Annotated in this window: 18 protein-coding genes and 1 tRNA gene; 6 read left to right on the top strand and 13 right to left on the bottom strand. The window is 69.1% G+C overall.

Features of this window, described 5'->3' with window-relative positions:
• The 3 genes from G3M62_RS12845 to G3M62_RS12855 all read right to left on the bottom strand — a co-directional run bounded on the left by G3M62_RS12845 (position 1) and on the right by G3M62_RS12855 (position 7,440).
• A complete protein-coding gene (locus tag G3M62_RS12845; protein ID WP_165187565.1) occupies positions 1-1,257 on the bottom strand; it encodes a hydrolase in 1,257 nt (418 codons plus the stop codon).
• Positions 1,258-1,465: 208 nt separating this feature from the next.
• Positions 1,466-5,611, bottom strand: a complete 4,146-nt coding sequence (locus G3M62_RS12850) for a translocation/assembly module TamB domain-containing protein (RefSeq protein ID WP_165187568.1) — start codon at positions 5,609-5,611, stop codon at positions 1,466-1,468.
• Positions 5,612-5,652: 41 nt separating this feature from the next.
• A complete protein-coding gene (locus tag G3M62_RS12855) occupies positions 5,653-7,440 on the bottom strand; it encodes an autotransporter assembly complex protein TamA (RefSeq protein WP_165187571.1) in 1,788 nt (595 codons plus the stop codon).
• 255 nt (positions 7,441-7,695) lie between these two features.
• Between G3M62_RS12855 and G3M62_RS12860 the strand changes: the two genes are divergently transcribed.
• The 3 genes from G3M62_RS12860 to G3M62_RS12870 are packed head-to-tail and all read left to right on the top strand — an operon-like array spanning position 7,696 to position 11,163.
• Entirely contained in the window at positions 7,696-9,222 is a 1,527-nt protein-coding gene (locus tag G3M62_RS12860) for a circularly permuted type 2 ATP-grasp protein (RefSeq protein WP_165187574.1), read from the top strand.
• Positions 9,219-10,154: an alpha-E domain-containing protein gene (locus G3M62_RS12865; RefSeq protein WP_165187576.1), complete on the top strand. Its 936-nt coding sequence runs from the start codon at positions 9,219-9,221 to the stop codon at positions 10,152-10,154. The genes G3M62_RS12860 and G3M62_RS12865 overlap by 4 nt, the downstream gene beginning before the upstream one ends.
• 25 nt (positions 10,155-10,179) lie before the next feature.
• Complete coding sequence (locus tag G3M62_RS12870) at positions 10,180-11,163, top strand: transglutaminase family protein (RefSeq protein WP_165187578.1); 984 nt, start codon at positions 10,180-10,182, stop codon at positions 11,161-11,163.
• Between the two features lie 3 nt (positions 11,164-11,166).
• Here the strand turns inward: G3M62_RS12870 and G3M62_RS12875 are convergent, their stop codons facing one another.
• Genes G3M62_RS12875 through cysT form a run of 3 tightly spaced genes read right to left on the bottom strand, consistent with a single transcriptional unit; the run spans position 11,167 to position 13,925 of the window.
• Entirely contained in the window at positions 11,167-12,186 is a 1,020-nt protein-coding gene (locus G3M62_RS12875) for a sulfate/molybdate ABC transporter ATP-binding protein (protein ID WP_165187581.1), read from the bottom strand.
• An 18-nt stretch (positions 12,187-12,204) separates the two neighbouring features.
• Positions 12,205-13,065 carry a sulfate ABC transporter permease subunit CysW gene (gene cysW / locus G3M62_RS12880; protein ID WP_425483780.1) on the bottom strand — a complete coding sequence of 287 codons (861 nt, stop codon included), beginning with the start codon at positions 13,063-13,065 and terminating at the stop codon, positions 12,205-12,207.
• Entirely contained in the window at positions 13,065-13,925 is an 861-nt protein-coding gene (gene cysT, locus G3M62_RS12885; protein ID WP_165191308.1) for a sulfate ABC transporter permease subunit CysT, read from the bottom strand. The genes cysW and cysT overlap by 1 nt, the downstream gene beginning before the upstream one ends.
• A gap of 883 nt (positions 13,926-14,808) precedes the next feature.
• Between cysT and G3M62_RS12890 the strand changes: the two genes are divergently transcribed.
• Positions 14,809-15,609 carry a DUF7847 domain-containing protein gene (locus tag G3M62_RS12890; protein WP_165187584.1) on the top strand — a complete coding sequence of 267 codons (801 nt, stop codon included), beginning with the start codon at positions 14,809-14,811 and terminating at the stop codon, positions 15,607-15,609.
• An 8-nt stretch (positions 15,610-15,617) separates the two neighbouring features.
• The gene (locus G3M62_RS12895; RefSeq protein WP_165187586.1) at positions 15,618-16,337 is read left to right on the top strand and encodes a DUF7847 domain-containing protein; all 720 of its coding nucleotides are present in this window, start codon (positions 15,618-15,620) and stop codon (positions 16,335-16,337) included.
• Here the strand turns inward: G3M62_RS12895 and G3M62_RS12900 are convergent.
• From G3M62_RS12900 to G3M62_RS12930, 7 genes are all read right to left on the bottom strand, one after another.
• Complete coding sequence (locus G3M62_RS12900) at positions 16,334-17,242, bottom strand: RDD family protein (RefSeq protein WP_165187588.1); 909 nt, start codon at positions 17,240-17,242, stop codon at positions 16,334-16,336. The two genes, G3M62_RS12895 and G3M62_RS12900, sit on opposite strands and share 4 nt — an antisense overlap.
• Positions 17,242-18,237: a stage II sporulation protein M gene (locus G3M62_RS12905; protein ID WP_165187590.1), complete on the bottom strand. Its 996-nt coding sequence runs from the start codon at positions 18,235-18,237 to the stop codon at positions 17,242-17,244. Before G3M62_RS12905 ends, G3M62_RS12900 begins: the two co-directional genes overlap by 1 nt.
• Complete coding sequence (locus tag G3M62_RS12910) at positions 18,237-19,553, bottom strand: DUF58 domain-containing protein (RefSeq protein ID WP_246263267.1); 1,317 nt, start codon at positions 19,551-19,553, stop codon at positions 18,237-18,239. Before G3M62_RS12910 ends, G3M62_RS12905 begins: the two co-directional genes overlap by 1 nt.
• Positions 19,554-19,576: 23 nt before the next feature.
• Positions 19,577-20,533, bottom strand: coding sequence for an AAA family ATPase (locus G3M62_RS12915; protein WP_165187592.1), 957 nt, complete (start codon positions 20,531-20,533; stop codon positions 19,577-19,579).
• Positions 20,520-21,824 carry a hypothetical protein gene (locus G3M62_RS12920; protein ID WP_165187593.1) on the bottom strand — a complete coding sequence of 435 codons (1,305 nt, stop codon included), beginning with the start codon at positions 21,822-21,824 and terminating at the stop codon, positions 20,520-20,522. The genes G3M62_RS12915 and G3M62_RS12920 overlap by 14 nt, the downstream gene beginning before the upstream one ends.
• Positions 21,824-22,462 (bottom strand): DUF4129 domain-containing protein, encoded by a 639-nt coding sequence (locus tag G3M62_RS12925; protein ID WP_165187595.1) that lies wholly within the window; start codon positions 22,460-22,462, stop codon positions 21,824-21,826. Before G3M62_RS12925 ends, G3M62_RS12920 begins: the two co-directional genes overlap by 1 nt.
• A 248-nt stretch (positions 22,463-22,710) precedes the next feature.
• Positions 22,711-22,785 (bottom strand) — tRNA-Lys (locus G3M62_RS12930).
• Between the two features lie 126 nt (positions 22,786-22,911).
• Between G3M62_RS12930 and G3M62_RS12935 the strand changes: the two genes are divergently transcribed.
• Positions 22,912-23,637: a hypothetical protein gene (locus G3M62_RS12935; RefSeq protein WP_165187597.1), complete on the top strand. Its 726-nt coding sequence runs from the start codon at positions 22,912-22,914 to the stop codon at positions 23,635-23,637.
• Positions 23,638-23,650 lie beyond the last annotated feature (13 nt).

Raw genomic sequence — 23,650 nt, forward strand, 5'->3', positions numbered from 1 at the left:
TCAAACGGTCTCCGCGAGGTCGGTCATGGCGGCGCGCAAGGCGGGACCGTCGATCTCGCCGCTGGCTAGTTTCATCAGGATCAGGGCCGACAGCTGGGCGCGCTCGACGAAACTGTCGGGCCAGGCGTGCTCGGCCTCGCTGTGGATGTCACCGCCGCGCACCCCCAGGGTGTCGACATTGGGCAGGCCCGAGGCGAATAGGTTGTTACCTTCGCAGACCCCGCCGGACGGCTTCCAGGCGATGTCCTGTCCGAGCAGAGCGCCGGCTTCCTTCACAGCGCCGAACAGCCGTTGCTGGGCGGCGTTGAAGGGTTTGGCGCCACGGGTGATGCGGCCATGCAGGTGCGCGTGCAGCCCCTCGCCTGTCGAGGCGACGATCTTGGCGACCTCGTCCTCGAACCAGGCGGCGTCTTCGGCGGCCGGGAAACGGACGTTGAAGCGAACCACGGCCACGTCGGGCACCATGTTCAACGGCGAGCCGCCATCGATCTTGGCGATGTTGCAGGTCACGCCGTCGCGCAGCCCGTTCAAGGCGTGCAGGGCCTGGGCGATCCGCGCGGCCTCCATCACCGCGTTGCGGCCGGCGGCGAAGTCGCGCCCGGCGTGGGCGGCCTTGCCATGAACCGCGATGTGGAAATTGCCCGAGCCCTTGCGAGCGCTGGCCAGGGCTCCGTCGGCCAAGGCCGGCTCATAGGTCAGGCCCACATGCCCCTGCCGGGCGAACTCGGCGAGGATCGGGGCCGAGGCGACCGAGCCGATCTCCTCGTCCGGCGAGAGCAGCACGCGATAGCCGACGTTGTGGGCCAGCGGATGGCGCTCGAACGCCTCCAACGCCGCCAACATCACCGAGATGCCGCCCTTCATGTCGGCGATCCCCGGCCCGTGCAGGGCGCCGTCCGGACGCGTGGTCACGGTCCGAAAGCCGGAGGTCTCGGGATAGACGGTATCGTAGTGCCCCGTCAGCACGACCTGGACCGGCGCCTCGGGCCGCACGACCACGGCGATGGCCGCCGGGTGGGCTTGCTCGCCGACCCGACCGTCGGACCCGACCTCGGGCGAGGCGCCCAGCGGGATATCGGTCGGCGCGGCCGGCAGATTTCCGAAGGCTTCGAGCAAAACTTGCCGCTGGCGCTCCAGCCCGGCCAGATGCCGGCTGCCGGAGTTGATGGCGCACCAAGCCACCGCCCGATCGATGATCAGGGGACCTTGGTCGGCCAGATGTCGCAGAACGGCGCGATCCTCGTCGTTGAGTCGCATGAATCCACAGTCTCCCTCAGTTCAAACTAAACCAAGGGCCGCGAACGTTTCGTGCTTCCTCGGGCCAGGAAACCGGTCGTCCACGCAACAGCCTTGCTCCGAATAGGTCTGCCGACCTCGCCGAAGCCGGGTCGGAATCCGGATCTGTTACTGCATGCCTCCGTTCGCGCTCCCCAGGCTCGATGGCGCGGGATGGAGCGAAGACGGATTAGTTGTAGTCCTTTCTCCAGCGCACCGAAAGCTGGGTGTCGCCCGTGCTGCCGATCTTGGAGACCAGCGACAACGCGCGTCGGATGCGCCACTCGACCTGGGCCGAAGACCCTTCGCGCCCGCCGCCAATGATCTCGACATAGACGTCGTCGGTCACGTATTTGCCGCCGGCGACCGTCATGCCCGTCGCGCTGTCGGCGAAGGACAGTCGGTCCAACCCGGCCAGGCTGCGCAGGTTGCCGATCACGTCGAAGCCGCCGCCACCGGCCAAGGCCGCCAGCGCCGAGGCCAACTGGGCGGCCTCGATCGGGGTCAGGTTGGCGGCCGACGAGCCGAACAGCACCTGGGACAGCACCTCGTCCTGCGGCAGCTCCGGCTTGGAGGTCAGGGTGATCTCCGGCTTGGCCGCCGTGCCCTGCACCTTGACCACGGCTGTCAGGGTCGGGTCCTCGCGCGTCGCGGTCAGGTCCAGCCGGATGCGGTCCAGTTGGGTGGCCAGGCGCACCGTCCCCGTTTCCTCGAATTCGAAGCGCTTGCCGGCGAAGTCGTATTCGCCGCGCACCATCCGGGCCTCGCCGTCGAGCTGCGGGCTGTTGGTCGAACCCCCGACGTGAGCGTCCAGCGACAGCTCGACGTCCAGGCCCCTGCCCCGCACAAAGATCCGCCGGGGAGCCTTGAGCGTGACGTCCAGCAGCATGCCGCTGCCCGGCACGACCTTGCGGGCCTCGATGCCCTGGTCCAGCTCGTCCGGACGGTTGCGCTCGATCACGTCCAGCGAGACCACGCCGGCCGGGGTCTTGGTCTGGGCCGAGACGTCGGCGCGGTCGATGGTCAGGGCCCCAACCATCTTGACCTTGCCGTCAGCGCCGCGATTGACCGTGGTCTGGCCGCTGGCGGTGGCCGAGGCCAGTTCGTTGTCGATGACCCGGAAGCCCTTCAGGTCCAGCTTGAAGCTGCTGAGGCCTTCGCGCGCCAGGCTGATCCGGCCCGAACCCGACATGCTGCCGCCCTGACCGTCGCCGGCCGAAACCTGGCTGACGTCGATGGCGTTGTCGGCCAGGGCCACGCGCACGATGACGTCGCGCAGGCTGAGGCCGGTCTGGCCATCGTCGACGCGACCGCCTTCCAGGCTGGCGCGACCGGTCAGGCGGGGATCGGCCAGGGTGCCGGCCAAGTCGCCCTCGGCGTCGATCTTGCCCGACACGCTGCGCTCGGAGCTGCCCAGCAGGTCCCACAGCGGCTTGATCTCGCCCTGCGCCGTGAACTGGCCGCGCACCGGGCGGGTGCGGTCGATCGCCAGATGGAACGGCTTGGCCGAGGCCTCGGTCGGCAGCGTCACCTCGGCCTTGGCCTGGAGACCCTGGCTGTTGGAGCTGGTGGCGCTGATGGTCATCAGGTTGTCGCGCAGCGCGCCGCGGATCTCGGCGTTCAGCGCGCGGTCGGTCCTGGGGCCGCGCTCGCGAGCGCCGATCAGGTTGGCGTCGAAGTCGCCGTTCAGCGTCGCGCCCGAGCCGGTCAGCGTCAGGTGGCCGTCGACCTTGCCGGCCATGTCGGGATTGATCGCGGTGAGGCTGACGCCCGTCAGCTGAGCGCGGAGCGTGGCCAGGTCGCCGCCGACATCGGCGTCGAGATCGGCCGAGCCGTCGCCCACCGACAGCCGCAGGCGAGCCGCCGTGCGCGGACCGCCGAACCGGATCTGCGCGGTTTCGCGGGTCTTGATCTCGGTGCGCGCCATGGCGCCGGCCGCGTCGAGGGCCAGTTGATAGTCTTCGCCGGCCTCGGTCAGCACGCCCGAGCCCTTCAGGTTCCAGCGCCCGGACGGCGCCTCGCCCCGCGCGTCGATGGTCAGGGGCAGATGCGCCATCGGGCCCGAAGCCTTGACCGCCGCGTGCCGGACCTTCCAGGCCCCGCTCACGATGTCCTCGACGTTCAGGTCAAGATTGGCCACGGGCCCGCCGGCGGAGTCCGCGATCTTGGCCGTGCCGCTCACGCGCCCCTGGGGCAGGAAGGCGCCCGGGCCGATCGCCACCGTCAGGTCGGCGGTGGCCGGGCGACCGCTGCGCAGCGAGACCCCGCCCTTGGCCTTGGCCCCACCGGCGTCGACGTCCAGATCGGTCAGTTCCAGCCCGCCCGGCGCGAAGTTGAAAGCGGCCCGCCCCTTGGCCGGGCCGTACTGGCTGCCGGCCTCGATCGACGCCGTACCGTCGGCGCCGTCGGTACGCTTGGCGAAGGACAGCACCACATGGGCGTCCTTCAGCGGCAGGCGCGGTACGTCGATGGAATCGAAGTCGGCGATAAGATCCGCCTTGGGGGTCGACAGGGTTCCGGTGATGGCGCCCGTGCCCTTGGCCTTGCCGGAGACCTCGATCGGACCGGCGACGAACGGCCCCGTCGCGGTCCAGTCGAGCTTGAAGGCCAAGGCCGCGCCCGGACCGAGCACGCCGGAACTGCGCATCGAAGTCGCCGCGCCGTCCAGCTTGGCGTCGGCCACGGACAGCCGCTCATTGGCCCACGAGGCGCTGGCGTTGAGGCGCGGAGTCTTGCCTAGCAGGCGGTCCAGTTCCGCCAGGCCGGTGGCGAAGTTGCCGCCCCGCGCGTCCATGGTCAGCATCCACGGCTTGCCCACGCCCTGGCTGACCGACCATTTGGCGGTCGCCTGCCCGGCCATGCCGGCATGCACCGGGGCCAGGGAGGCGACCTTGGCCTCGCCCTTGAAGGACAGGCCGCCCAGTATGCCGCGCTCGCCTTCGGCGACGATGTTCAGGTTCGGCGCCTGCACCTTGGCCGAACGGATCAGGAAACGCCCGTCCTTAAGCCGCGCCCCCTCGAACTGGGCCGAGGGCGAGCGCCCCAGCACGGCCAGAAGCCCCTGCCCGCCGCCGCCCTCGGTCGTGGCGTCGGCCTTGATGTTCAGCTCGCCACGTTTCCAGCCGACGGTCGCGGGCCCCTTGGCCCGCGCCAGGCGGTAGCCCAGCAAGGAAAGGTCGCGGACATCGACGCGGCCGTCGATCAGGAAACCGTCGCCGGTCAGATGGAAGATCCCGTCCACGGCGCCGGCGCCCATGGTCGGAAACGCGGTGATCCGCGAAAGCTTGCCGACCTTGGCGCTGAAGGTCAGACCCGCCGGCGCGGTGGTCCGCTTGCCCAGGTCGGCCGGACCGTGAGCGACGAGGCTCAGGTTCTGGCTGTCGACCTTCAGGTCGAGGTCGCTGAACGCGCCGACCTTGTGACCGACGATCGAGAAGCGTGCGTCCGCCCCGAACATCTGCTCTTCGCGGTCGGTCAGGGTCGAGGCCGCCAGATCGATGTGGCCGGTCGCCGAGCCGCCCTGCGGCGTCCAGGCGCCGCCGGCCTTCAGCGGCGTGGCGTCGCCCGACCTTGCCAGCACGGTGAACGCGCCCTGGCTGAAGGTGCCGTGGGCCTTGGCGTTCAGGTCAAAGGGCCGGCTCGGCTCCAAGCCCATCGCTCCGGCCAGGGCTCCGCCGTTGGCCTCACGGGCCACGGCGTCCAGCAGCAGGGTCTTGTCGCGCCCCAGGTCGAAGACCAGCTTCAGGTGGTCGCCGGCATGCATGCGGCTCAGCACCTGAAGATTGCCCTTCATCCCGCCTAGCCGCTGGGACTCGTAGTCGCCGCTCAGGTCGAAATCGCCCGCCTGGCGGCTGAACTCGGGCCGGGTGATCAGGCGCAGGGCGACCTTGTCCAGGTCCACCGACAGCGGCGCGGCGCTCGACTTGCCCTTGGGGGTCAGGGTCGGCCGACGCAGGACCACCACCTGGCGGGCGCTGATCGTGTCGGCGTGAAAGCGACGGTAGAACAGTTCGGCCGGCCGCCAATCGACATAGAGGTCGGCGGCGTCGAGCCAGACGCCCTTCTCGTCGCTGATCGTCAGGCGACGGACGCCGAACGCGCTCCAGATATCGCCCGTCAGCCCCTCGATTTTCAGACGGCCCATGCGTCCGATCTTCAAGCCGCTGGTGCGCGCTTCCAGAAAAGCGCGGCCCTGTGGCGTGATCGCGCCCAGGCGCACGCCGCCCAACAGCACGGCGACCAGCATCACCAGGCTCACCGAGACTATGATGATCAGGCCCGGCCAGCCGATCTTGCGCGCGACCTTGGTCGCCGCCTCGGCGACGGCTTCAGGCATGTCTTCAGGCGGCGGTCCGCCGGAGGGTGTCTGAGCGTCGGTCAAAAGGCCTGCCCGATGCTGATATAGACCTGGAACGACGGGTCGCCGTCGCGCTTGCTGATCGGCATGGCGATGTCAGCCCGGATCGGCCCAAAGCCCAGGTCATAGCGAACGCCGACACCGACGCCGACGCCGAAATCCTGCCCCTTGGGCCACTCGTTGACGCCGACGGCGCCGGCGTCGACGAAGGCCACGCCGCCCCATTTCTCCGTGAACTTGTGGCGCAGTTCGAGCGAACTCTCCAAGAGCGACAGGCCGCCTTGCGGGGTGGTGGTGTTGTCGATCCGGGGGCCGATGGCCTGGTAGGCGTAGCCGCGCACCGAACCGCCGCCGCCGGCGTAGAAACGGTTCGAGGCCGGTACGTCCGGCATGGTTCCGCCCAGGATCTGGCCAGCCTTGAAGCGTCCCGCCAGCACGGTGCGCGCGCCCTCGCCGAACGGCAGATAGGCCGTGGTCTGGGCCTGCACCTTCAGGAAGGCCATGGTCAGGTCGCCGGTGATGGCGGTGGGCTCGGCCCGCACGTCCAGCCGCCAGCCCTTGGTCGGATCCAGCACGTTGTCGGACCGGTCCCAGGCCTGGGCGCCCAGCAGGGTGAAGGTGGCGAAGTTCTGCCGGACGTCGGTGGTCACGCCGTTCACGGTGGTGGGCGAATCGACCTGCGACAGGTCCAGCGAAACGCCGTAGGTGCGGTAGACGGTGGTGCTCAGCCGTCGCGTCAGGTCCGCGCCGATGTGGCCGCCCGTTTCGACATAGGCGTCCGTGTTGTCACGAAAGATGGCGGTGTTGAGCTTCAGGGTCTGCTGGCTGCGCTGCCAGTGCGGCAACGCCAGTTCGGCTTCCAGACGGCTGTCCAGCTTAGCCAGTCGCGCCGTCAGGGTCGTGGTGTCGGCGCGACGAAGACGGTTGTAGCGGATCCACTTGGCGTCCACGCCAGGGCCGTCGGTGGTGGAGTAGCTGGCGGCCAGTTCCAGGGTCTTGGCCTTGCGGTCGGCCAGGGTGACGATCACGGGGCGCAGGCCGTCGGGCAGCACCTTGTCCTTGGGCGCCAGCGAGACCGACACGGTGTCGTACACCCCCGTGTCGCGCAGTCGGCGCTCCAGTTCGGCGATGTCGTCGGGCTCGTAGACGTCGCCCGACTTCCACGGCGCCAGGTGCTGCACCCAGGCCGGATTGGACCGGCCTTGAGTGATCACCTGAATGCCGTCGACATGGGTCAGGTCGCCGGCCGCGATGTGGAAGGTCGGCCGCAGCGTATGGTCGGCGTGGTCGACGATCACCTCACGCGGATCGGCCTCGGCGTCGGCATAGCCCAGCTGCTGCACCTCGGCCACGACGCGCCCCTCGGCGGCCAGGACGTCAGCGGCGCGTCCTGGCGCGCCCGGCGTCAGGCGGATGACGCTTTCGGCTCGCTGAACCACGCCTTCGTCCGGCGGAGCGCCGCTCCAGGCCACCTTGGGGTCAGCGATGACGAACACCGGTCCCGGCGTGATCTTGAGAATCGCCCGCGGCGGTTCGGCTTCGGTGACGTCCGGTTCGACGACGTAGCCATAGTAGCCTTCCGAGCGCAGCACCTGAACCGCGTCGTCGCCGGCGTCCCGGGCGCGCCGACGGGCTTCCGAACGGCTGCGCGGCGGCGCCTTGGCCTCGGTCATGGCGCGTTGGATCGCTTCGCGCAGCGCCTTGTCCTCGACGCCCGTGATGCTGGCCGCGGGTTCGGCCGCACTGGCGTGGCCGGCGGCCAACAAGGCCGCCGCGGTCACGCCAAGGGCAAATCTCTTACGCACCAAGCCTTCTAGTCCCCGCGCGGAGCGCCCCCGAACCCCTGTAGTCGCCCCCCCGCCGCCTGTCACGCGGTGAAATGTAAGAGAACACTTCCAGACCGTGGCTCCGCCCGCGTCAGGACGGCGCCCAAATCTTGGGCAGTCCCGCACATCCCATCATCAAGACACGAAAAGCACCGCTTCCGGACTTCGCGCGTTCTAGGCTGGATCGGGACGCGCCACCTCAATGCGGCGCGCAGGGCGGACAAAGTGGACACGGGCGTGGCGGCGAAAATCCAGGACATCGACGATACTCCCAGCCTGCCGATGACCGGGGCGGCGTACCTGCCCGGCGTCGCTTATGACGAGATGATCGCCCAGGGCGGCGACGTCCGCGCCCACTACGCGGCGCTGCAAAGCCGAATCTCCACCCTCGGCGCGAGCGAGCTGGCCGACCGGCAGCGGATGCTCGAGCGCTCGTTCCTGCTGCAAGGCATCACCTTCACGGTCTACGGGGCCGACAGCGCCACCGAGCGGATTATTCCGACCGACCTGTTCCCGCGCATCCTCCCGGCCCAGGAATGGGCCAAGATCGAGGCCGGCCTGACCCAGCGCCTGCAGGCGCTGAACATGTTCCTGGCCGACATCTATGGTGAGCAGCAGATCCTGATGGACGGGGTGGTGCCGCGCGAGCTGGTGCTGGGCGCGCCCTCGTACCGTCGCGAGATGCAGAACCTCTACGTGCCGCACAAGGCCTACGCCAATGTCTGCGGCAGCGATCTGATCCGTGGCCAGGACGGCGAGTTCGCCGTGCTGGAGGACAATCTGCGAGTGCCGTCCGGCGTGTCCTACATGCTGGCCAACCGCGACGCCTCCAAGCGAACCTTCCCTGGCGCCTATCGCGAAGCCGGCGTGCGGCCTGTCGAACGCTATCCCGACCTGCTGCTGGCCACGCTGAAGAGCATGAGCGCCGACTGGCGGCCCAACCCCCAGGTCGTGGTCCTGACCCCCGGCGTCTACAACTCGGCCTATTACGAGCACGCCTATCTGGCGCGGCTAATGGGCGTGCCGCTGGTCGAGGGGCGCGACCTCGTGGTCCATGACAACATGGTCTACATGCGCACCACGACCGGCCTGCGCCGGGTGGACGTGATCTATCGCCGGGTCGACGACGACTTCATCGACCCCCTCACGTTCCGGCGCGATTCGTCGCTGGGAGCAGCGGGCCTGTTCAACGCCTATCGGGCCGGCAACGTGGTGATGTGCAACGCGCCGGGCACCGGGGTGGCCGACGACAAGGCCGTCTACGCCTTCGTGCCCGACATCATCCGCTACTATCTGGGCGAGGACGCCATCCTGCCCAATATCGAGACCTTCCTGTGCCGCGAACCGGCCCAACTTAGCCACGTGCTCGACAACCTGGACAAGCTGGTGGTCAAGGCGGTCGGCGCGTCGGGCGGCTACGGCATGCTGGTGGGGCCCCACGCCTCGGCCAAGGAGCGCTCGGAATTCGCCGACGCCCTGAAGGCCGATCCGGCCAACTATATCGCCCAGCCGACCATCCAGCTTTCGACCGCGCCCTGCCTAGTCGACGGTCGCATCGAACCGCGCCACGTCGACCTGCGGCCCTTCATCCTGTCGGGCGAGAAGACCGTGGTCACCCCCGGCGCCCTGACCCGCGTGGCGCTGAAGCGCGGCTCGCTGGTGGTCAATTCCAGCCAGGGCGGCGGGTCAAAGGACACCTGGGTTCTGGCCGAGGAAAACGGCCACAACGGCAATGGCCACGCCGAAAAGGGAGTTGCGTCATGATGCTCGCCCGCGTGGCCGACAGCCTCTACTGGCTGGGCCGCTACATCGAACGCGCCGAGCATCTGTCGCGCCTGTCGACGGTGATGCTGAACGCCACACTCGACCAGACTGACACCGGCGCCGAGGCCGTGCGCATCGCCCTGTCCGCCGTCGGCGAGACCGAGCTCAGCGCCGGCGCCTTCGAGGCGGCCAAGGGTCTGGTCCTGGATCGTTCGGACGCCAACTCGGTGGTCTCGTCCCTGTCACGAGCCCGGGAGAACGCCCGCCAGGTCCGCGACCAGATCACGACCGAGACCTGGGAGCGGCTGAACCTGCTGTACCTGAAGGTCATCGACCGCAACGCCGGCCGCGACTTCGCCGACAATTCGGTGACCTTCCTGCATGACATCATCGCCGACGTGCACCTGTTCAAGGGCGCGGCCGACACCACGATGAGCCATGGCGAGAGCTGGCGGTTCATGATGGTGGGCATGTATCTGGAGCGCGCCCAGCTGATCGCCAGCCTGCTGGAAGCCTGCTTCGCCGAGGGCGCGCCGAAGGTGAACGATCACCTGGCCCTGGTCAGCCTGCTGCGGATGGGCTGCGCGCTGGAGCCCTATCTGCGGGTCTACACCGCCGAGATCGAGCCCCGGCACATCCTGGAGTTCATGGTCTTCGACGAAGACTTCCCGCGCTCGATCCGCTTCGCCACCAGCCAGATCGAGAAGCATCTCAGCGAGCTGGCCCGCCACGTCGAGGCCACCGGCCGCGCGGCGCCCGAGCGCCTGGCCGGCCGGCTGAAGGCGCGGCTGGAATTCGCCGACGTCGGCGAGCTGGAAAGCCAGGGCGCGGGCGAGCTGCTGACCACCGTGGCCAACGAATGCGCCCGCATCCATCAGGCGATCTACGAGACTTTCGTCGCCTATCCGCTGGAAATGCGCCTCCCCGCCTAGGGATGGCCGCTAAGGAAGACCGCCCGTGTTGCTCGAGATCCGCCACGTCACCCAGTACCATTACGAGCGGCCCGTCCGCGAAAGCCTGATGGAGCTGTGGATGCAGCCCCAGAAGGGCGCCCGTCAGCGGCTGGTCAGCTTCGAGCTGGACATCGAGCCGGCCGCCCAGGTGTTCTCCTACGCCGACAGCTTCGGCAACGCCGTCTATCACTTCGACGTGCCCCAGCCGCATGACGGCCTGACGATCATCGCCCGCTCGGCCGTCGAGACCGAACCGGTGCTCGAATGGCCCCAGCCCCTCGACATGGGCGAGTGGGAACGGCTGAAGAGCGCCTTCGTGAAGGGCGAATGCTTCGACTATCTGAGGCCGCACGGCTTCGTCCAGGTGACGCCGGCCCTGGAGACCTTCATCGCCGAGCACGACCTGGACGCCCTGCGCCGCCGCGATCCCTACTCGGCCGTCCAGGCCCTGTGCGACACGATCTACAAGGCCTTCGAATACCAGCCGGGTGTCACCGACGCCGACAGCCCGATCGACCTGGCGCTGAGCGCCGGTCGCGGGGTCTGCCAGGACTTCGCCCACATCATGCTGGCCGTCTGCCGGTCCTGGGGCATCCCGGCCCGCTACGTCTCCGGCTACCTGTTCACCGACCGCGAGGCCGGCGACCGCTCGGATCCCGACGCCACCCACGCCTGGGTCGAGGTGTTCCTGCCCAGCTATCGCTGGGTGGGCTTCGATCCGACCAACAATGTCATGACCGGCGAGCGCCATGTCGCCGTGGCCGTGGGCCGGGACTATAGCGACGTCACCCCGTCGCGGGGGGTCTACAAGGGCGATTCAGAGAGCCATCTGGCGGTCGGGGTCTCGGTGCGCCGGGCCCGGGCGGCGGTGGCCGAGCCGGAGTTCCTGCGCATGCCCCGCCCCTCGGCCCCGTTCGGCTCGGCCAACCGCCGCCGAGCCAGCGCCGACGCCATCCGCGAACAGCAGCAGCGCCAGCAGCAGCAGTAGGGTCTAGGCTGCGAACACGTGGGTGCGGCGGGCCGAGAGCTTGATCTCGCCGCTGAACTTGGGCGCCTCGTCCCTCGCCGCGCAGATCTCGATGCGGCGACCGTCGGGCAGGCTGGCGTCGACATTGGCCAGCGGTCCCTGGATCACCACCCGCTCGACCTTGGCCGCGAAGCCCGCCGCGTCCAGCACTAGGTCGTGAGGCCGCACGAAGGCGATCGCCGCGCCGTCGGCGGCGTTCGGGGCCGGCAGCACGACCGGACCAGCCGTGAAGCGCTTGCCCAACACCGCGCCCTCGAAGCGGTTGGCCTCGCCGACGAAGCCGCAGACGAACGGCGTGGCCGGGTTGTCGTGCACCTCGTGCGGCGTGCCGATCTGCTCGATGCGGCCGGCGTTGAGGATCGCCACGCGGTCGGCCAGTTCCAGGGCTTCTTCCTGGTCGTGGGTGACGAAGATGGTGGTGACGCCGGTGGCGTCGTGCACGCGGCGCAGCTCCTTGCGCAGCGACTTGCGGACGGTGGCGTCCAGGGCGCCGAACGGCTCGTCCAGCAGCAGCACGCTGGGCTGCACGGCCAGGGCGCGTGACAGCGCCACGCGCTGACGCTGGCCGCCCGACAGCTGTGAGGGATAGCGCTTGCCCAGGCCGTCCAGCTCGACCAGCTTCAGCAGCTCCTCGACCCGGCGATTGATCTCGGCCTTGGGCGGCTTGTCCTTGCCCTTGCGGACGTCCAGGCCGAACGCGATGTTGCGGGCCACGGTCATGTGCTTGAACAGCGCGTACTGCTGGAACACGAAGCCCACGCGACGGGCGGCGGCCGAGGCGAAGGTGACGTCCTGGCCCTCGAACAGCACCTGGCCGGCGTCGGGGAATTCCAGGCCGGCGATCGTGCGCAGCAGGGTCGTCTTGCCCGAGCCCGACGGCCCCAGCAACGCCACGAGTTCGCCGTCGGCGATCTCCAGATCGACGTGGTTCAGGGCCGGGTAGCGCCCGAACTTCTTTTCGACGGAACGGATGGAGATGGTCATGAGGTCATCGTTCCGAATCTAGTGTCCGCCGCCGCGCTTGACGTCGGGTTGGGCGATCTCGAGCACGCTCTTGAGCACCAGGGTCACGATCGCCAGCAGGCAGAGCAAGGCGGCGACGGCGAAGGCGGCGACGAAGTCGTACTCGTTGTACAGAATCTCGACGTGCAGCGGCATGGTGTTGGTCAGGCCGCGGATGTGGCCGCTGACCACCGAAACGGCGCCGAACTCGCCCATGGCCCGGGCGTTGCACAGCAGCACCCCGTACAGCAGGCCCCAGCGCACGTTCGGCGCGGTCACCCGCCAGAAGGTGTAGAGACCCGAAGCGCCCATCGAAACGGCCGCCTCCTCCTCCGAAACGCCCTGCTCCTGCATCAGCGGGATCAGCTCGCGGGCGATGAACGGGAAGGTCACGAAGATCGTCGCCAGCACGATGCCGGGGATGGCGAAGATGATCTTGATGTCGTTGTCGATCAGGTGCTCGCCGAACCAGCCCTGCAGGCCGAAGACCAGCACGTAGATCAGGCCCGCCACCACCGGCGACACCGAGAACGGCAGGTCGATCAGGGTGATCAGCAGCGACTTGCCCGGGAAGTGGTGCTTGGCGATCGCCCAGGCGGCGCACAGGCCAAACAGCGCGTTGAAGGGCACGGCGATGCCGGCGGTGATCAGGGTCAGCTTGATCGCCGCCCAGGCGTCCGGCGTCGAGATCGCATCGAGGGCGGGCTGAAGCCCCTTGCGCAGGGCCTCGGCGAACACCGCCGCCAGGGGCAGGATCAGCACCAGGCCCAGGAAGGCCAGGACCAGGCCGACGATGACGATCTTGGCCCACAGCGGATCGTCGGTCGGGTGACGGAACTGGGCCTTGGTCGGAACGGCCATCAGACAAACCTCCGCGACCAGGCCTGGATGGCGTTGATGACCAGCAGCATCAGGAACGAGACCCCCAGCATGACCAGGGCGATGGCCGCGGCGTTGGCGTATTCGAACTGCTCCAGCTGGATGATGATCAGCAGCGGCGCGATCTCGGACTTGTAGGGCATGTTGCCGGCGATGAAGATCACCGAGCCGTATTCGCCGACGCCTCTCGCGAAAGCCAGGGCGAAGCCGGTCAGCCAGGCGGGACCCAGGGCCGGAAGGATGATCCGGCCGATCGTGGCGAAACGGCCCGCGCCCAGGCTGGCGGCGGCCTCCTCGACGTCGGCCGACAGGTCGCGCATCACCGGCTCCAGGGTGCGGACCACGAACGGCAGGCCGATGAAGATCAGGGCGATGGTGACGCCGACGGGATTGTAGGCCGCCTTGATCCCCAGCGGGGTCAGGTACTGCCCGACCCAGCCGTTGGGAGCGTAGAGCGTGGCCAAGGCGATGCCGGCCACGGCGGTCGGCAGGGCGAACGGCAGGTCGACCAGGGCGTTGACCACGGCCTTGCCCGGAAACTCGTAGCGGACCAGGGCCCAGGTGGTCAGCACGCCGAACACCCCGTTGATCACCGCCGCCACGAAGGCCGCGCCGAAGGTCAGGCGATAGGCGGCGATGGCGCGTTCGGAAAAGGCGGCGGCCAGGAACTGGGCGGGCGACAGCTCCGAAGCCTTGATCGCCACGGCCGACAGCGGGATCAGCACGATCAGCGACAGGATCGTCAGGGTCAGGCCCAGCGTCAGGCCAAAGCCCGGAATGGCCGAACGACGGCGAAACAGCGGGCGGCGTGGAGCCCGTGCGGAGATCGTCTCGGCGGTCATCGGGTGATCGTCGTCCAGCATCCGCGGCGGCTCCTGGAACGGAGCCCTGAAAACAAGAACGCGCCAAGCCGCGAAAACGGCGAGCGCGTGGTGAAGCTGAGGCGGCTTAAATCCCTACACGGCCGGTCGGGTCAATTGAGTTCGTCGAACGAGGGGACCAGAAAAACTGAGGGGAACTCCGGTGCGGCGATCCCTTGCCCCCTACGGACCGCTTCGCGGTCGTCTTCCCCCGGAGGGGGAAGAGGGACGATGTGCGCGCGTCCTCCGCCCCCTATGGGGGCGGACAGGCGGCGAAGCCGCCAGGTGGGGGCAAGTGGGTGTGATCTCACGCCAGAGGCCATGAGCTGATGGGGAGGGTGCGAAGCGCCCGGGCCTCGCCCGGAGTAGCTTTGATGTTTGTACCGTTTCGACGAAGACGAGCGCTTCGCGTGGACCGTTTTCCAAAAGCCTTCGGATCGCGGATTTTTAACCCGCTCCGATGGAGGCCCCCGACGGGCAGGACGTTGGCGCGTCCTGGACCGCCTGGGCGATTTCAGCCCAGGCCTGTCGCGTCCGCCGATCCCTCGCCGCCTGGGCTTTGTCCTGTGTTTCAAGGAACCTGCCCAGAACGTCCGAAGCGTCACTCAAGACCACCGACGAGCGCTTCCCGCTCGACCACCCCCGAAAGCCGCATCGGTCGCCGTACGTGCGCCCTCCCCGTGCTCTCAGGTGCAAGCATTATGCGCCACGGCCAAAGCTCAAGGATCGGAAACGTGCGTTTTCCACTAAAGACCTGAAATTCCTCAACTCTGTTTCGGCGCCGACGGGGATAGACGCCCCGCCGATAGACACCTCGTTCACCGCATGGTTGAACTGGCGTGTAGCTTTTGGGGGAATGCCAGACATGACCGATACGACCGTCACGCGCCGCTTCGAGATCGGCCGCGTCATTTCAGGCACCTTTTCGGTCATCGGCCGCAATTTCGGTACCTTCGCCCTGCTGGCGCTGATCCTGGGCGGCCTGCCCAACCTGCTGCTCAGCCTGGTCCAGATCTCGTTCGTCGGCCATCAGCAGGTCTTCTCACCCCAGGCGATCGTCGGCTCCGTCGTGGGCCTGGTGGTGATGATCGTCGCCGCCTTCGTGCTGCAGGCCGCGATCGTCCACGCCACGGTGGCCGACCTCAACGGCCGCCGCGTCGTCCTCGGCGAGAGCCTGAAGGTCGGCCTGCGCAACTGGCTGCCGCTGGTCGGCCTGGCCATCCTGATGACCCTGGGCCTGATGGTCGGGTTCGTCCTGCTGATCGTTCCCGGGATCATCCTGGCGGTGATGTGGTCGGTCACCGTGCCGGCCAAGGTCGTGGAAAAGATCGGCGTGATGGCCGCCTTCCAGCGCAGCCGCGACCTGACGCGCGGCCGGCGTTGGGCGATCTTTGGCCTGTTCGTGCTCTATGTGATCGCCGTATGGATCGTCGAGGCGGCGATCATGGCGGCCTTCATGCCCTTCGTGCTCTCCAAGGGCGCGTCCGCCCCGGAGGCGATGGCCGGTTTCAACAGCTCCATCAATCTCGTATCGATGGTCGCCTCGCCGCTGATCGCCACCATCAGCACCCTGGTCACCACGGCCGGCGGCGCGACGCTCTATTCGGAGCTGCGCGGCACACGCGAAGGCGTCGGTCCCGAAGCCCTGGCGTCGGTGTTCGACTAGGCGCATTCGTGAACTTCGACACCGGGCGCGCCTTCAAACTGACCACGGACATCCTGCGACGGGAGGCTCTCAAGCTTCTCCCGCTCGCGGTGCTGCTTGTCGGCCTGCCGAACGCGGCGGCGCCTTATCTCATCGAGCGCTTCACGCGTCCCGGCGAAGGCTCAGCGGGCTATGTTTGGGCCGTGTCCGCCGCGATCCTGTTGGTGGCCATGCTCAGCACCGCCCTATTGCAGGCGGCTGTCGCATATCGCTTCTGGAAGAGCCGTCGGCCCGTCATCGACCAGGGCGGTTCCGACTCTGTCGGCCGCATCTTCGACGTCGCGGCTCTGGGTTTGGTCACCAGCCTGGGGATCCTGGCCGGCTTCGTCCTGCTGATCATTCCAGGGATCATTCTTTCCCTGGCCTGGTTCGTGGCCGTTCCGGCCATGGTGAGCGAGCGCCTAGGCGTCCTGGAGTCGATCCGTCGCAGCAACAAGCTCACCGGCGAAGCCCGCGGCGCGATCTTCGGCCTGGCGGTGGCGATCGGACTTGCCGAGTTTCTTTTCGGCTGGCTGGCCCAATTGCTGGCCGGCGTCGCGCACAACGCCGTCGCCGACTTGATCGCGGGTCCCGCCTTGCAGACCGCGACAGGCCTCATCAACGCCGCCTTGGTGGTCGCGGTCTATGACGAGTTGCGCTGGAGCCAGGAAGCGCCCGCGGAAAACAGCATCGAGGCCATCTTCTCCTAGCCCTTGTCGTGCTTGTCCTTGCGTCGCTTGCCCAGCAGCAGGCGCGACTCCAGCCGCCCGCGCAGGGCCGCGTAGTAGGCGGCCAGGAAGTCGCCGTCCGACTCGTCGGGGGCGGCCTTCCAGTCGATCTTCAGGCGGATGCGGGCGGCGACCAGGGCGATGGTCTTGGTCTCGTAGCGCCGCAGCACGTCCTCCAACACGTGCAGCTCCTTGACCCCGTAGGCGTCCAGCTGAGCCATGGTGAACTTGAACCGTCCCACCGACGGGCGCGAGGTCTCCACCAGGTCGGGCGCCAGCTTGCGGGTCGGGGCCTTGACCACCCAGGTGCCGGCCACCAGGTCGCCCACCCGCAGGCGGTCGCGGTTGAACAGCGGGAACAGCACGAAGACCGCGCACCACAGCAGGCCCAGCAGGTTGAGCCACGCCCCCACCTGGTCGCCGTTGGAGGCCAGGAAACTGAGCGGCAGGTACAGCTCGATCTCGCGCATGGCGTTGCGGGCGAAGATGGCGTCGGCGGTCAGACGGCCGCCGTTGCGGGCCGCCACGCGCAGACCCATGGCCCGCTTGCCGGGCGTGGCCGCGCCGGGGGTCAGCTCGAACAGCACGAAATAGAGATTGCGCAGCACGAAGAAGACCAGCAGCGCCAGCGTGCCGATCACCTCCCAGCCCTTGCCCTTGGCCCCGACCAGGGCCAACAGCGCCAGCAGGGCGAAGGCGATCATCACGCCGGCCATGATGGCCAGGTCGATCAACAGGGCGGCGGCCCGTTCGCCCGCATCGCCCAGGCGCAGCTTCAGGTCCACGCCCTCGGGCGTGACCAGCGACCGCTCGCGGCCGTCGTCACGCACCGACGGCTCGGTCAGCGGCGCCGACGCGACCTTGGCCGTCTTGCGAGCGGCCGCCATCACGCGGCGCTCCGGCGACGCGGCAGGTACAGATAGGCCGGCCAGGCGACCAGGGTGGCCAGGGCCACGCCATAGCGGGCCAGATCGTTCTGGATCACCTGCCGCCCCACGCCCTCCAGGATCCCGGCGCAGAATAGCATGACCACCACCCCGGCCATCAGGGTCGCGGCCTGCCTTCCCGCCTGGGCCATGGCGGCCGGACGGCTTAGGTCGCCGGGGAAGGCCAGGGTCCAGCCGATCTTCAGGCCCGCCGCGCCGGCCAGGATCACGGCCGAGATCTCGGTCACGCCGTGGATCGCCAGCCAGCCGCCGGCCTCGAAGCCCAGGCCCCGCATGCCGAACACCGCCAGAAAGGCCCCCAGCATCGCGCCGTTATAGGCCATCAGCATGGCGGTCGGCAGGCAGAAGGCGAAGCCCAGCGCGAAGGCGAAGATCGCCACGCCCGAATTGTGGGTGAACAGGAAGGCGGCGAACACCGACAGGCCGTGGTGCTCGCCCTTGTCGTACAGCGTGGCCCGCATCGCCTCGACCGAGGCCGTCGGCCCACGCCCGCCCGCCAGGCCGTCGGGCACGAAGGCGCTGAACCAGTCCGGATCGTGCAGGGTCAGGAAATAGGCGGCCGCCACGCCGATCAGGGTCAGCAGGAAACTGGCCAGGGTCTCGCGCCACAGGGCCCGGGCGGCCTGCGGCCAGGCGCGCCCGAAGAAGCCGCCCAGCCGTTCGGCCAGGTTCGACCGCGTGCCGTAGACCAGGAAATAGGCCCGGGTGCTGAGGCTCTCCAGATAGTCGACCAGGCCCTGGTCCAGCGAGGTGGCGCGGGCCACCGACAGCGACGACAGCGCCTGGCGGTACAGCACCGGCAGCGCCAGCAGTTCCTCGTCGCTCAACGCATTGGGCGAGCCCTTGCCGACCTTGGTCAGCAGCTTTTCCAGCCGCCGCCAGTCATCCTCGCGCTCGGCGCGGAAGCGGTAGCTCTTCAGGTGCAGTTCGGCCATCAGAGCAGGTCCCGGCGCTTGAGGTCCAGATAGGCCGCCAGCAGGGCCGGCCCGACCTGGTCGGCCGGCGCCTCGACGATCTCCACGCCCATGCGGCGCAGGCGGCTGACCACCACCTCGCGCTCGCGCAGCAGCGAGGCGGCGACCACGGCGCGCGAGACGTCGTCGGCCTCGACGGGCGCCTTGCGCTCGATGTCCTCCAGCTCGGCGTCGCGCATCATCACGAACAGCACCAGGTGCTGGCGCAGCAGGCGGCCGACGTTCTCCAGCATCAGCTCGGCGCTGGTGGAGTCGGCGATGTCGGTGAACACCACGATCAGCGAGCGCCGCGACAGCTGGCCCGACAGTTGGGTCAGGCCCAGGGTGTAGTTGGTCTCCTCGGTCGAATAGTCGATCTTGGAGGCTAGACGCTGCAGGGCGCCGAAGGCGTTAGGGCCGGAGGTGACGCCGCTCATCACGTTGGGCCGGGCGTCGAAGCCGAACAGCCCGACCTTGTCGCCCATCTTCAGGCCCACATAGGCCAGCAGCAGGGTGGCGTTCAGGGCATGGTCCAGGCGCGGGCGGCCCAGTAGCGACTGACTCATCAGCCGGCCGGTGTCGATGGCCGCGACGATGTGGTGGTTGCGCTCGACGTGGAATTCCTTGGCCAGCAGCGCGCCGTGGCGGGCCGACTGCTTCCAGTCGATGGCCCGGCGGTTCATGCCGGGGCGGAAATCGGTCAGGGCATGGAAGTCGCTGCCGCCGCCCAGGTCCAGCTGCAGGCGATGGCCGACGGATGGATCGCGCGAGAACAGCCGCAGGGCCTCCTCCTTGACCCCGGCGATGTCCAGCGTGACCGGGATCACCTGGTCCAAGGCGTCGTCGCGCTGCTTCCACATCAGGCCCAGCGGACCCCGCCAGCGGGCCGAGACGCGATGCACCCTGCCCTCCCCGCGCCGGACGGCGGTCAGGGTCAGCGGCAGGCCGGCCTGGCGCTCCTGGACGCGGGCCCGGCCGTGGGCGGGGTCGGCGGTCAGGCGGTCGTCCAGGTCGATGGCGAACTCGACGCTTCCCGGCGCCACGCCGCGCGGGAACGCGGCGTGCAACAGGGCCGGCTTGATCGCGCCGCTGGCCATCGAGCCCGGCGCGGTCAGGGTCAGCTGCATCTTGCGGCGGCCGGGGGCCAGCAAGGCGTCGACGAACAGCAGGGCCGCGACCAGGGCGATCCAGGCCGGCCCCAGCAGCCACAGTCGCGCCGAGACGAGCGCCGCCGCCAGGGCCAGGGGCGCGCCCAGGACCATCAGGAAGATCGCTCTCGCCGTCGGATAGATCCGCAAGGCCGTGTCCTAGACCAAAGGGTTCATCGCGGGGCCTCGACCTGATCGACCAGGCCGCGCACCACGTCGTCGACCTTGCGGCCCTCGATCTCGGCGGCCGGCGACAGGATCACCCGGTGACGCAGGGCCGGCAGGGCCAGGGCCTTGACGTCGTCGGGGATCACGTAGTCGCGGCCCTCCAGGGCGGCGCGGGCCCGGGCGGCGACCGCCAGCATGGCCGCGCAGCGCGGCGAGGCCCCGCCCGACAGCTCGCCGGTGTCGCGTGTGGCTCGCACCACGCCGACGATGTAGCGGACGATGTCGTCAGTCAGTCGCACCGAGGCCACCGCCGCCACGGCGTCGGCGATGGTCGCGCTGTCGGCCGCCGGCTCGACGCCGAACGCTTCCGGCGAGGGCTGGCCAGTGCGGCCGCCGTGGCTGGCGACGATCGCCGTCTCCTCGGCCAGGCTGGGATAGGCCAGGACGTGCTTGAACAGAAAGCGGTCCAACTGGGCCTCGGGCAGCGGATAGGTGCCCTGCTGCTCCAGCGGGTTCTGGGTGGCCACCACCATGAACCGGTCGCTGAGCGGATGGCGCTCGCCGTCCAGGGTGACGTTGCGCTCCTGCATGGCTTCCAGCAACGCCGCCTGGGTCTTGGGCGGGGTGCGGTTGATCTCGTCGGCCAGCAGCAGCTCGCAGAAGATCGGCCCCTTCACCAGGGTGAAGGCGCTGGTCTGGAAGTTGAACAGGTTGGCGCCCAGGATGTCGCCCGGCATCAGGTCGGGCGTGAACTGGATGCGGCCGAACTGCAGGTTCACCGCCGTGGCGAAGCACTGGGCCAGGAAGGTCTTGGCCGTGCCCGGCGGGCCCTCCAGCAGCACGTGGCCGCCGGCGAACAGGGCCGTCAGCATCAGGTCGATGGTGTCGTTCTGGCCGATCACGGCCTTGGCCGTCTGCGCCCGGATCCTGCCGGCGAGCGCCTGCACCTCAGCGACGTTCACGAGTCATCTCCAGTCTCCACTGATGCCATCTTGCGGCGACCTTCATCAGGTCGCCCAACGAACGGACCGTTCGGGTGTCTTCGTCCAGGCGCGAGGCGCTATCGGCCGCGCCGAAACGCTCGCCCTGGCGGTCCAGGAAATCGGTCAGGGCCTGGCCCTCCAGGCGCGAGCCGCCGGCGCGCGGGCCGCCCAGGGCCTTGATGGCGGCGGCGCGTTGCAGCTCGGCGTAGCGCGGCGCCAGGGCCGGTTCGCGCCGGGCCATGCGGATCAGGCCGGCCGAATTGTCGATCAGGGCGTCCTTGCCCAAGGCCCAAGCTCGCTCGCCGCGCCGCACCGCCCGGAAGCGAGCCGCGGCGTGCACGCCCATCAGCAGGGCGGCGGCCACCAGGCACAGGGTGGCCCCGACGAACGGCGCCTCGAAGGCCAGCTTCAGCACGCTGCGCGAGCGCGAGAAGCCGTTCAGCGTGACGTCGAAGGCGATCGTCCGGCCGGTGTCGCGCCGATAGAGGCCGGACTTGTCGTCCCGCAACGCCCGCAGGATCGCGACCCCGGCCCGCGCCGTGCGGATATCCTTCAGGCCCATGGTGTTGACCAGGTCGGGATCGGCCAGGATGTAGGTCTCGGTCGGCATCCGGCGAGCCAGGACGATCCGCCCCCGCGCGTCGGTCAGAACCGGCGCCAGGCCCGGGCCCGACAGGGTCTGCAGGTTCCTGATCGGGCCGGTCTCGAGCACCAGCCCCTCGGCCGGCCCGCCCGGCGCGCCCACCAGCTTCTGCGGCGCGGCGCCCTTGTCGATCGTGGTCGAGGCCGTGGCGACGCCGATCGCCTTCAGCAGGCCGGCCAGGTTCCTGGGCACGACAGGCCGCAGGTCGCCGACCCAGCCCGGATGGCGCGGATCCAGCGCGCCCGTCCACTTGGGCAGGATCACCAGGGTGCGCGACGACAGGTGGGCGGCCTTGACGTAGGCGTCGCGCGAAACGTTGGATTCCGGCGCGAAGATGATTAGGGCCGGCTCGTCGCGGCCAAGGTCGCGGCGACTGACGATCACCGGCTCGTCCAGGCCGCGCAGCAGGCGGACCATGCCGCCATAGCCGATCGCCGACTTCGACAGGGCGTGGGCGCGGCCATTGTCGCCCGACTGCAGGTCCGGCGCGTAGGTCGACAGCACCACGAAGGCCGAGAAGGCGAAGACCCCGGCCACGATCATGCCCAGCACGACCTTGGGCGAGAACAGCCGTCCGTCGCCGTCGCGCGGCGGTTCGGCGGTCGTGATGGTCTGCGTGTCGCTCATCACCAGGCCTCGGCGAAGGCGAAGCCCTCATAGGCCTGTCGGCAGGCGGCGAACTCCTCGGCGCCGACCGCGCGGCCGCCGAAGAAGCTGCGCTCCACCACCCGGGCGATGTCGCTGAAGGTGCGGCGCACCCGGTCGGGCACGCCGTCCAGCTGGGCGATGTCGCGGCTGGTCAGGGCCGGCTTGATCAGGTCGGGACGCTTGGCCTCGATGTCCTCGATGCTGCGGAACAGGATCAGGTGAACCGCCTCGGCGAAGCGTCCGGCGGCCGCCAGCTTGTCGGCGTCCTCCAGCAGGGTCCGGGCCTTCGCCGCGCTGGGCCGCCAGGCCTCGTCGCCCAGGACGGGGCCCTTGTGCGGCTTCAGCGAAGGCCAGCGCGTGTTGATCAGCTCGCGAACGACGAAGAACAGGATGATCGCCGCGCCCAGGATCAAGCAGCCCCAGAACACATAGGCCAGGTAGGGCGCGAGCTTGGCCAGGACCTTGCCGATCGCCAGCAGCCAGTCGGGAACGTTCGGCGGCTTGGGCGTGGCGGATGGCTCGAACTGCAGGTCCTTGCCGCGCATCAGGGCGCCATGGGCGCGCGCGAAGGCGTCCGACGTCCCGTCGAAACCCGGCGACGCCGCGTTGCGATCCACCCCAGCCCCCGCCGTCAAACGCCCGCTCCGAACTGCCCCGACAACACAGCTACGCGATTCAACTTTCGGTGTCGCCTGCAACCGAAGACGGCCGCAAATCCATCCGGGAACTGATTCGTCCCTCTCCGCTCCCTAGAGGGATGATCTGGGTCGGCGGCGGGCCGGCGCGCCTTGGGTCCGGGCCCTCGGCAAGCGTCCGCGGACGCCGCCGAAGCGGTGATTTTAGTCAATCATAACAACGGAGAGGTTGGTGGGCCGGCTGGGATTCGAACCCAGGACCATTCGATTAAAAGTCGAATGCTCTACCACTGAGCTACCGGCCCGCATCGACACGGCGGGCAGCCGGTGGAAGCGGCGCGGAACATAGTCGGGGGGCGCTCGTGTCGCAAGCGCGCTTTCGCATAGCGGGGGAGATGACGAACGCCTCGGAGTGGCGTTAGGTTGGCGGCATGCGCAGTCTCGTGCTTCTCGCCGTCGCCGTTCCGTTGCTGGGCGCCTGCGCGTCCAAGTCCGAGCCTCCGCCGCAGAAGATCCAGACCAGCTCCGACGCCAACAAGGACGGCATCACCGGCGCGGCCCAAGCGCCCTTGCGCGACATGAACCTGGTGCGCACCAAGATCCCGCCGGTCCTGCTGGAGGCCATGGCCGATCCCTACGCTCGCCCGCCCGGCAAGAAGATCAACTGCGAGACCCTGATCATGATGGTCGCGCCGCTGGACCTGGCCCTGGGCGAGGATGTCGACCGGCGTCCGCCCGAGGACGACGAAGACCTGATGGACCGCAGCAAGCGCATGGCCGGTTCGGCCGCCTTCGGGGCCATGGCCAGCGCCGCCCAGGACCTGATCCCGATGCGCGGCTGGGTGCGCAAGCTGAGCGGGGCCGAGAAGCACGACAAGCTGGTGCAGCACGCCGTGGCCTCCGGCGCGATCCGCCGCGCCTATCTGAAGGGCCTGGGCGAGGCTCGCGGCTGCAACCCGCCGGCCACGCCCCAACACCTGGCCAAGCCCGCCGGCCCTGTGGTCGAGGCGCGTTTCCCCTGGCAGAAGGACGCCCCAGCCGCCGATGCGCCGGTTGTGGACGCCCCCGCGGCCGACGCGCCGGTGGTCGATGCGCCGCCCGCTCAGCCGGCGGAGCCGCCAGCGAAGAAGAAAAAGCCGTTCTACAAGATGTGGTAGGGGCCCGGCCGAT

The organism is Caulobacter soli, from assembly GCF_011045195.1.
GTDB lineage: Bacteria > Pseudomonadota > Alphaproteobacteria > Caulobacterales > Caulobacteraceae > Caulobacter > Caulobacter soli.

Excerpts from the sequence above, each read along its gene's own strand:
- G3M62_RS12905 (WP_165187590.1), bottom strand. The coding sequence starts at position 18,237 with ATGGCCGAACTGCACCTGAAGAGCTACCGCTTCCGCGCCGAGCGCGAG.
- G3M62_RS12890 (WP_165187584.1), top strand. The coding sequence starts at position 14,809 with ATGACCGATACGACCGTCACGCGCCGCTTCGAGATCGGCCGCGTCATT.
- cysT (WP_165191308.1), bottom strand. The coding sequence starts at position 13,925 with ATGACCGCCGAGACGATCTCCGCACGGGCTCCACGCCGCCCGCTGTTT.
- G3M62_RS12845 (WP_165187565.1), bottom strand. The coding sequence starts at position 1,257 with ATGCGACTCAACGACGAGGATCGCGCCGTTCTGCGACATCTGGCCGAC.
- cysW (WP_425483780.1), bottom strand. The coding sequence starts at position 13,065 with ATGGCCGTTCCGACCAAGGCCCAGTTCCGTCACCCGACCGACGATCCG.
- G3M62_RS12875 (WP_165187581.1), bottom strand. The coding sequence starts at position 12,186 with ATGACCATCTCCATCCGTTCCGTCGAAAAGAAGTTCGGGCGCTACCCG.
- G3M62_RS12850 (WP_165187568.1), bottom strand. The coding sequence starts at position 5,611 with ATGCCTGAAGCCGTCGCCGAGGCGGCGACCAAGGTCGCGCGCAAGATC.
- G3M62_RS12865 (WP_165187576.1), top strand. The coding sequence starts at position 9,219 with ATGATGCTCGCCCGCGTGGCCGACAGCCTCTACTGGCTGGGCCGCTAC.
- G3M62_RS12900 (WP_165187588.1), bottom strand. The coding sequence starts at position 17,242 with ATGGCGGCCGCTCGCAAGACGGCCAAGGTCGCGTCGGCGCCGCTGACC.
- G3M62_RS12935 (WP_165187597.1), top strand. The coding sequence starts at position 22,912 with ATGCGCAGTCTCGTGCTTCTCGCCGTCGCCGTTCCGTTGCTGGGCGCC.
- G3M62_RS12920 (WP_165187593.1), bottom strand. The coding sequence starts at position 21,824 with ATGAGCGACACGCAGACCATCACGACCGCCGAACCGCCGCGCGACGGC.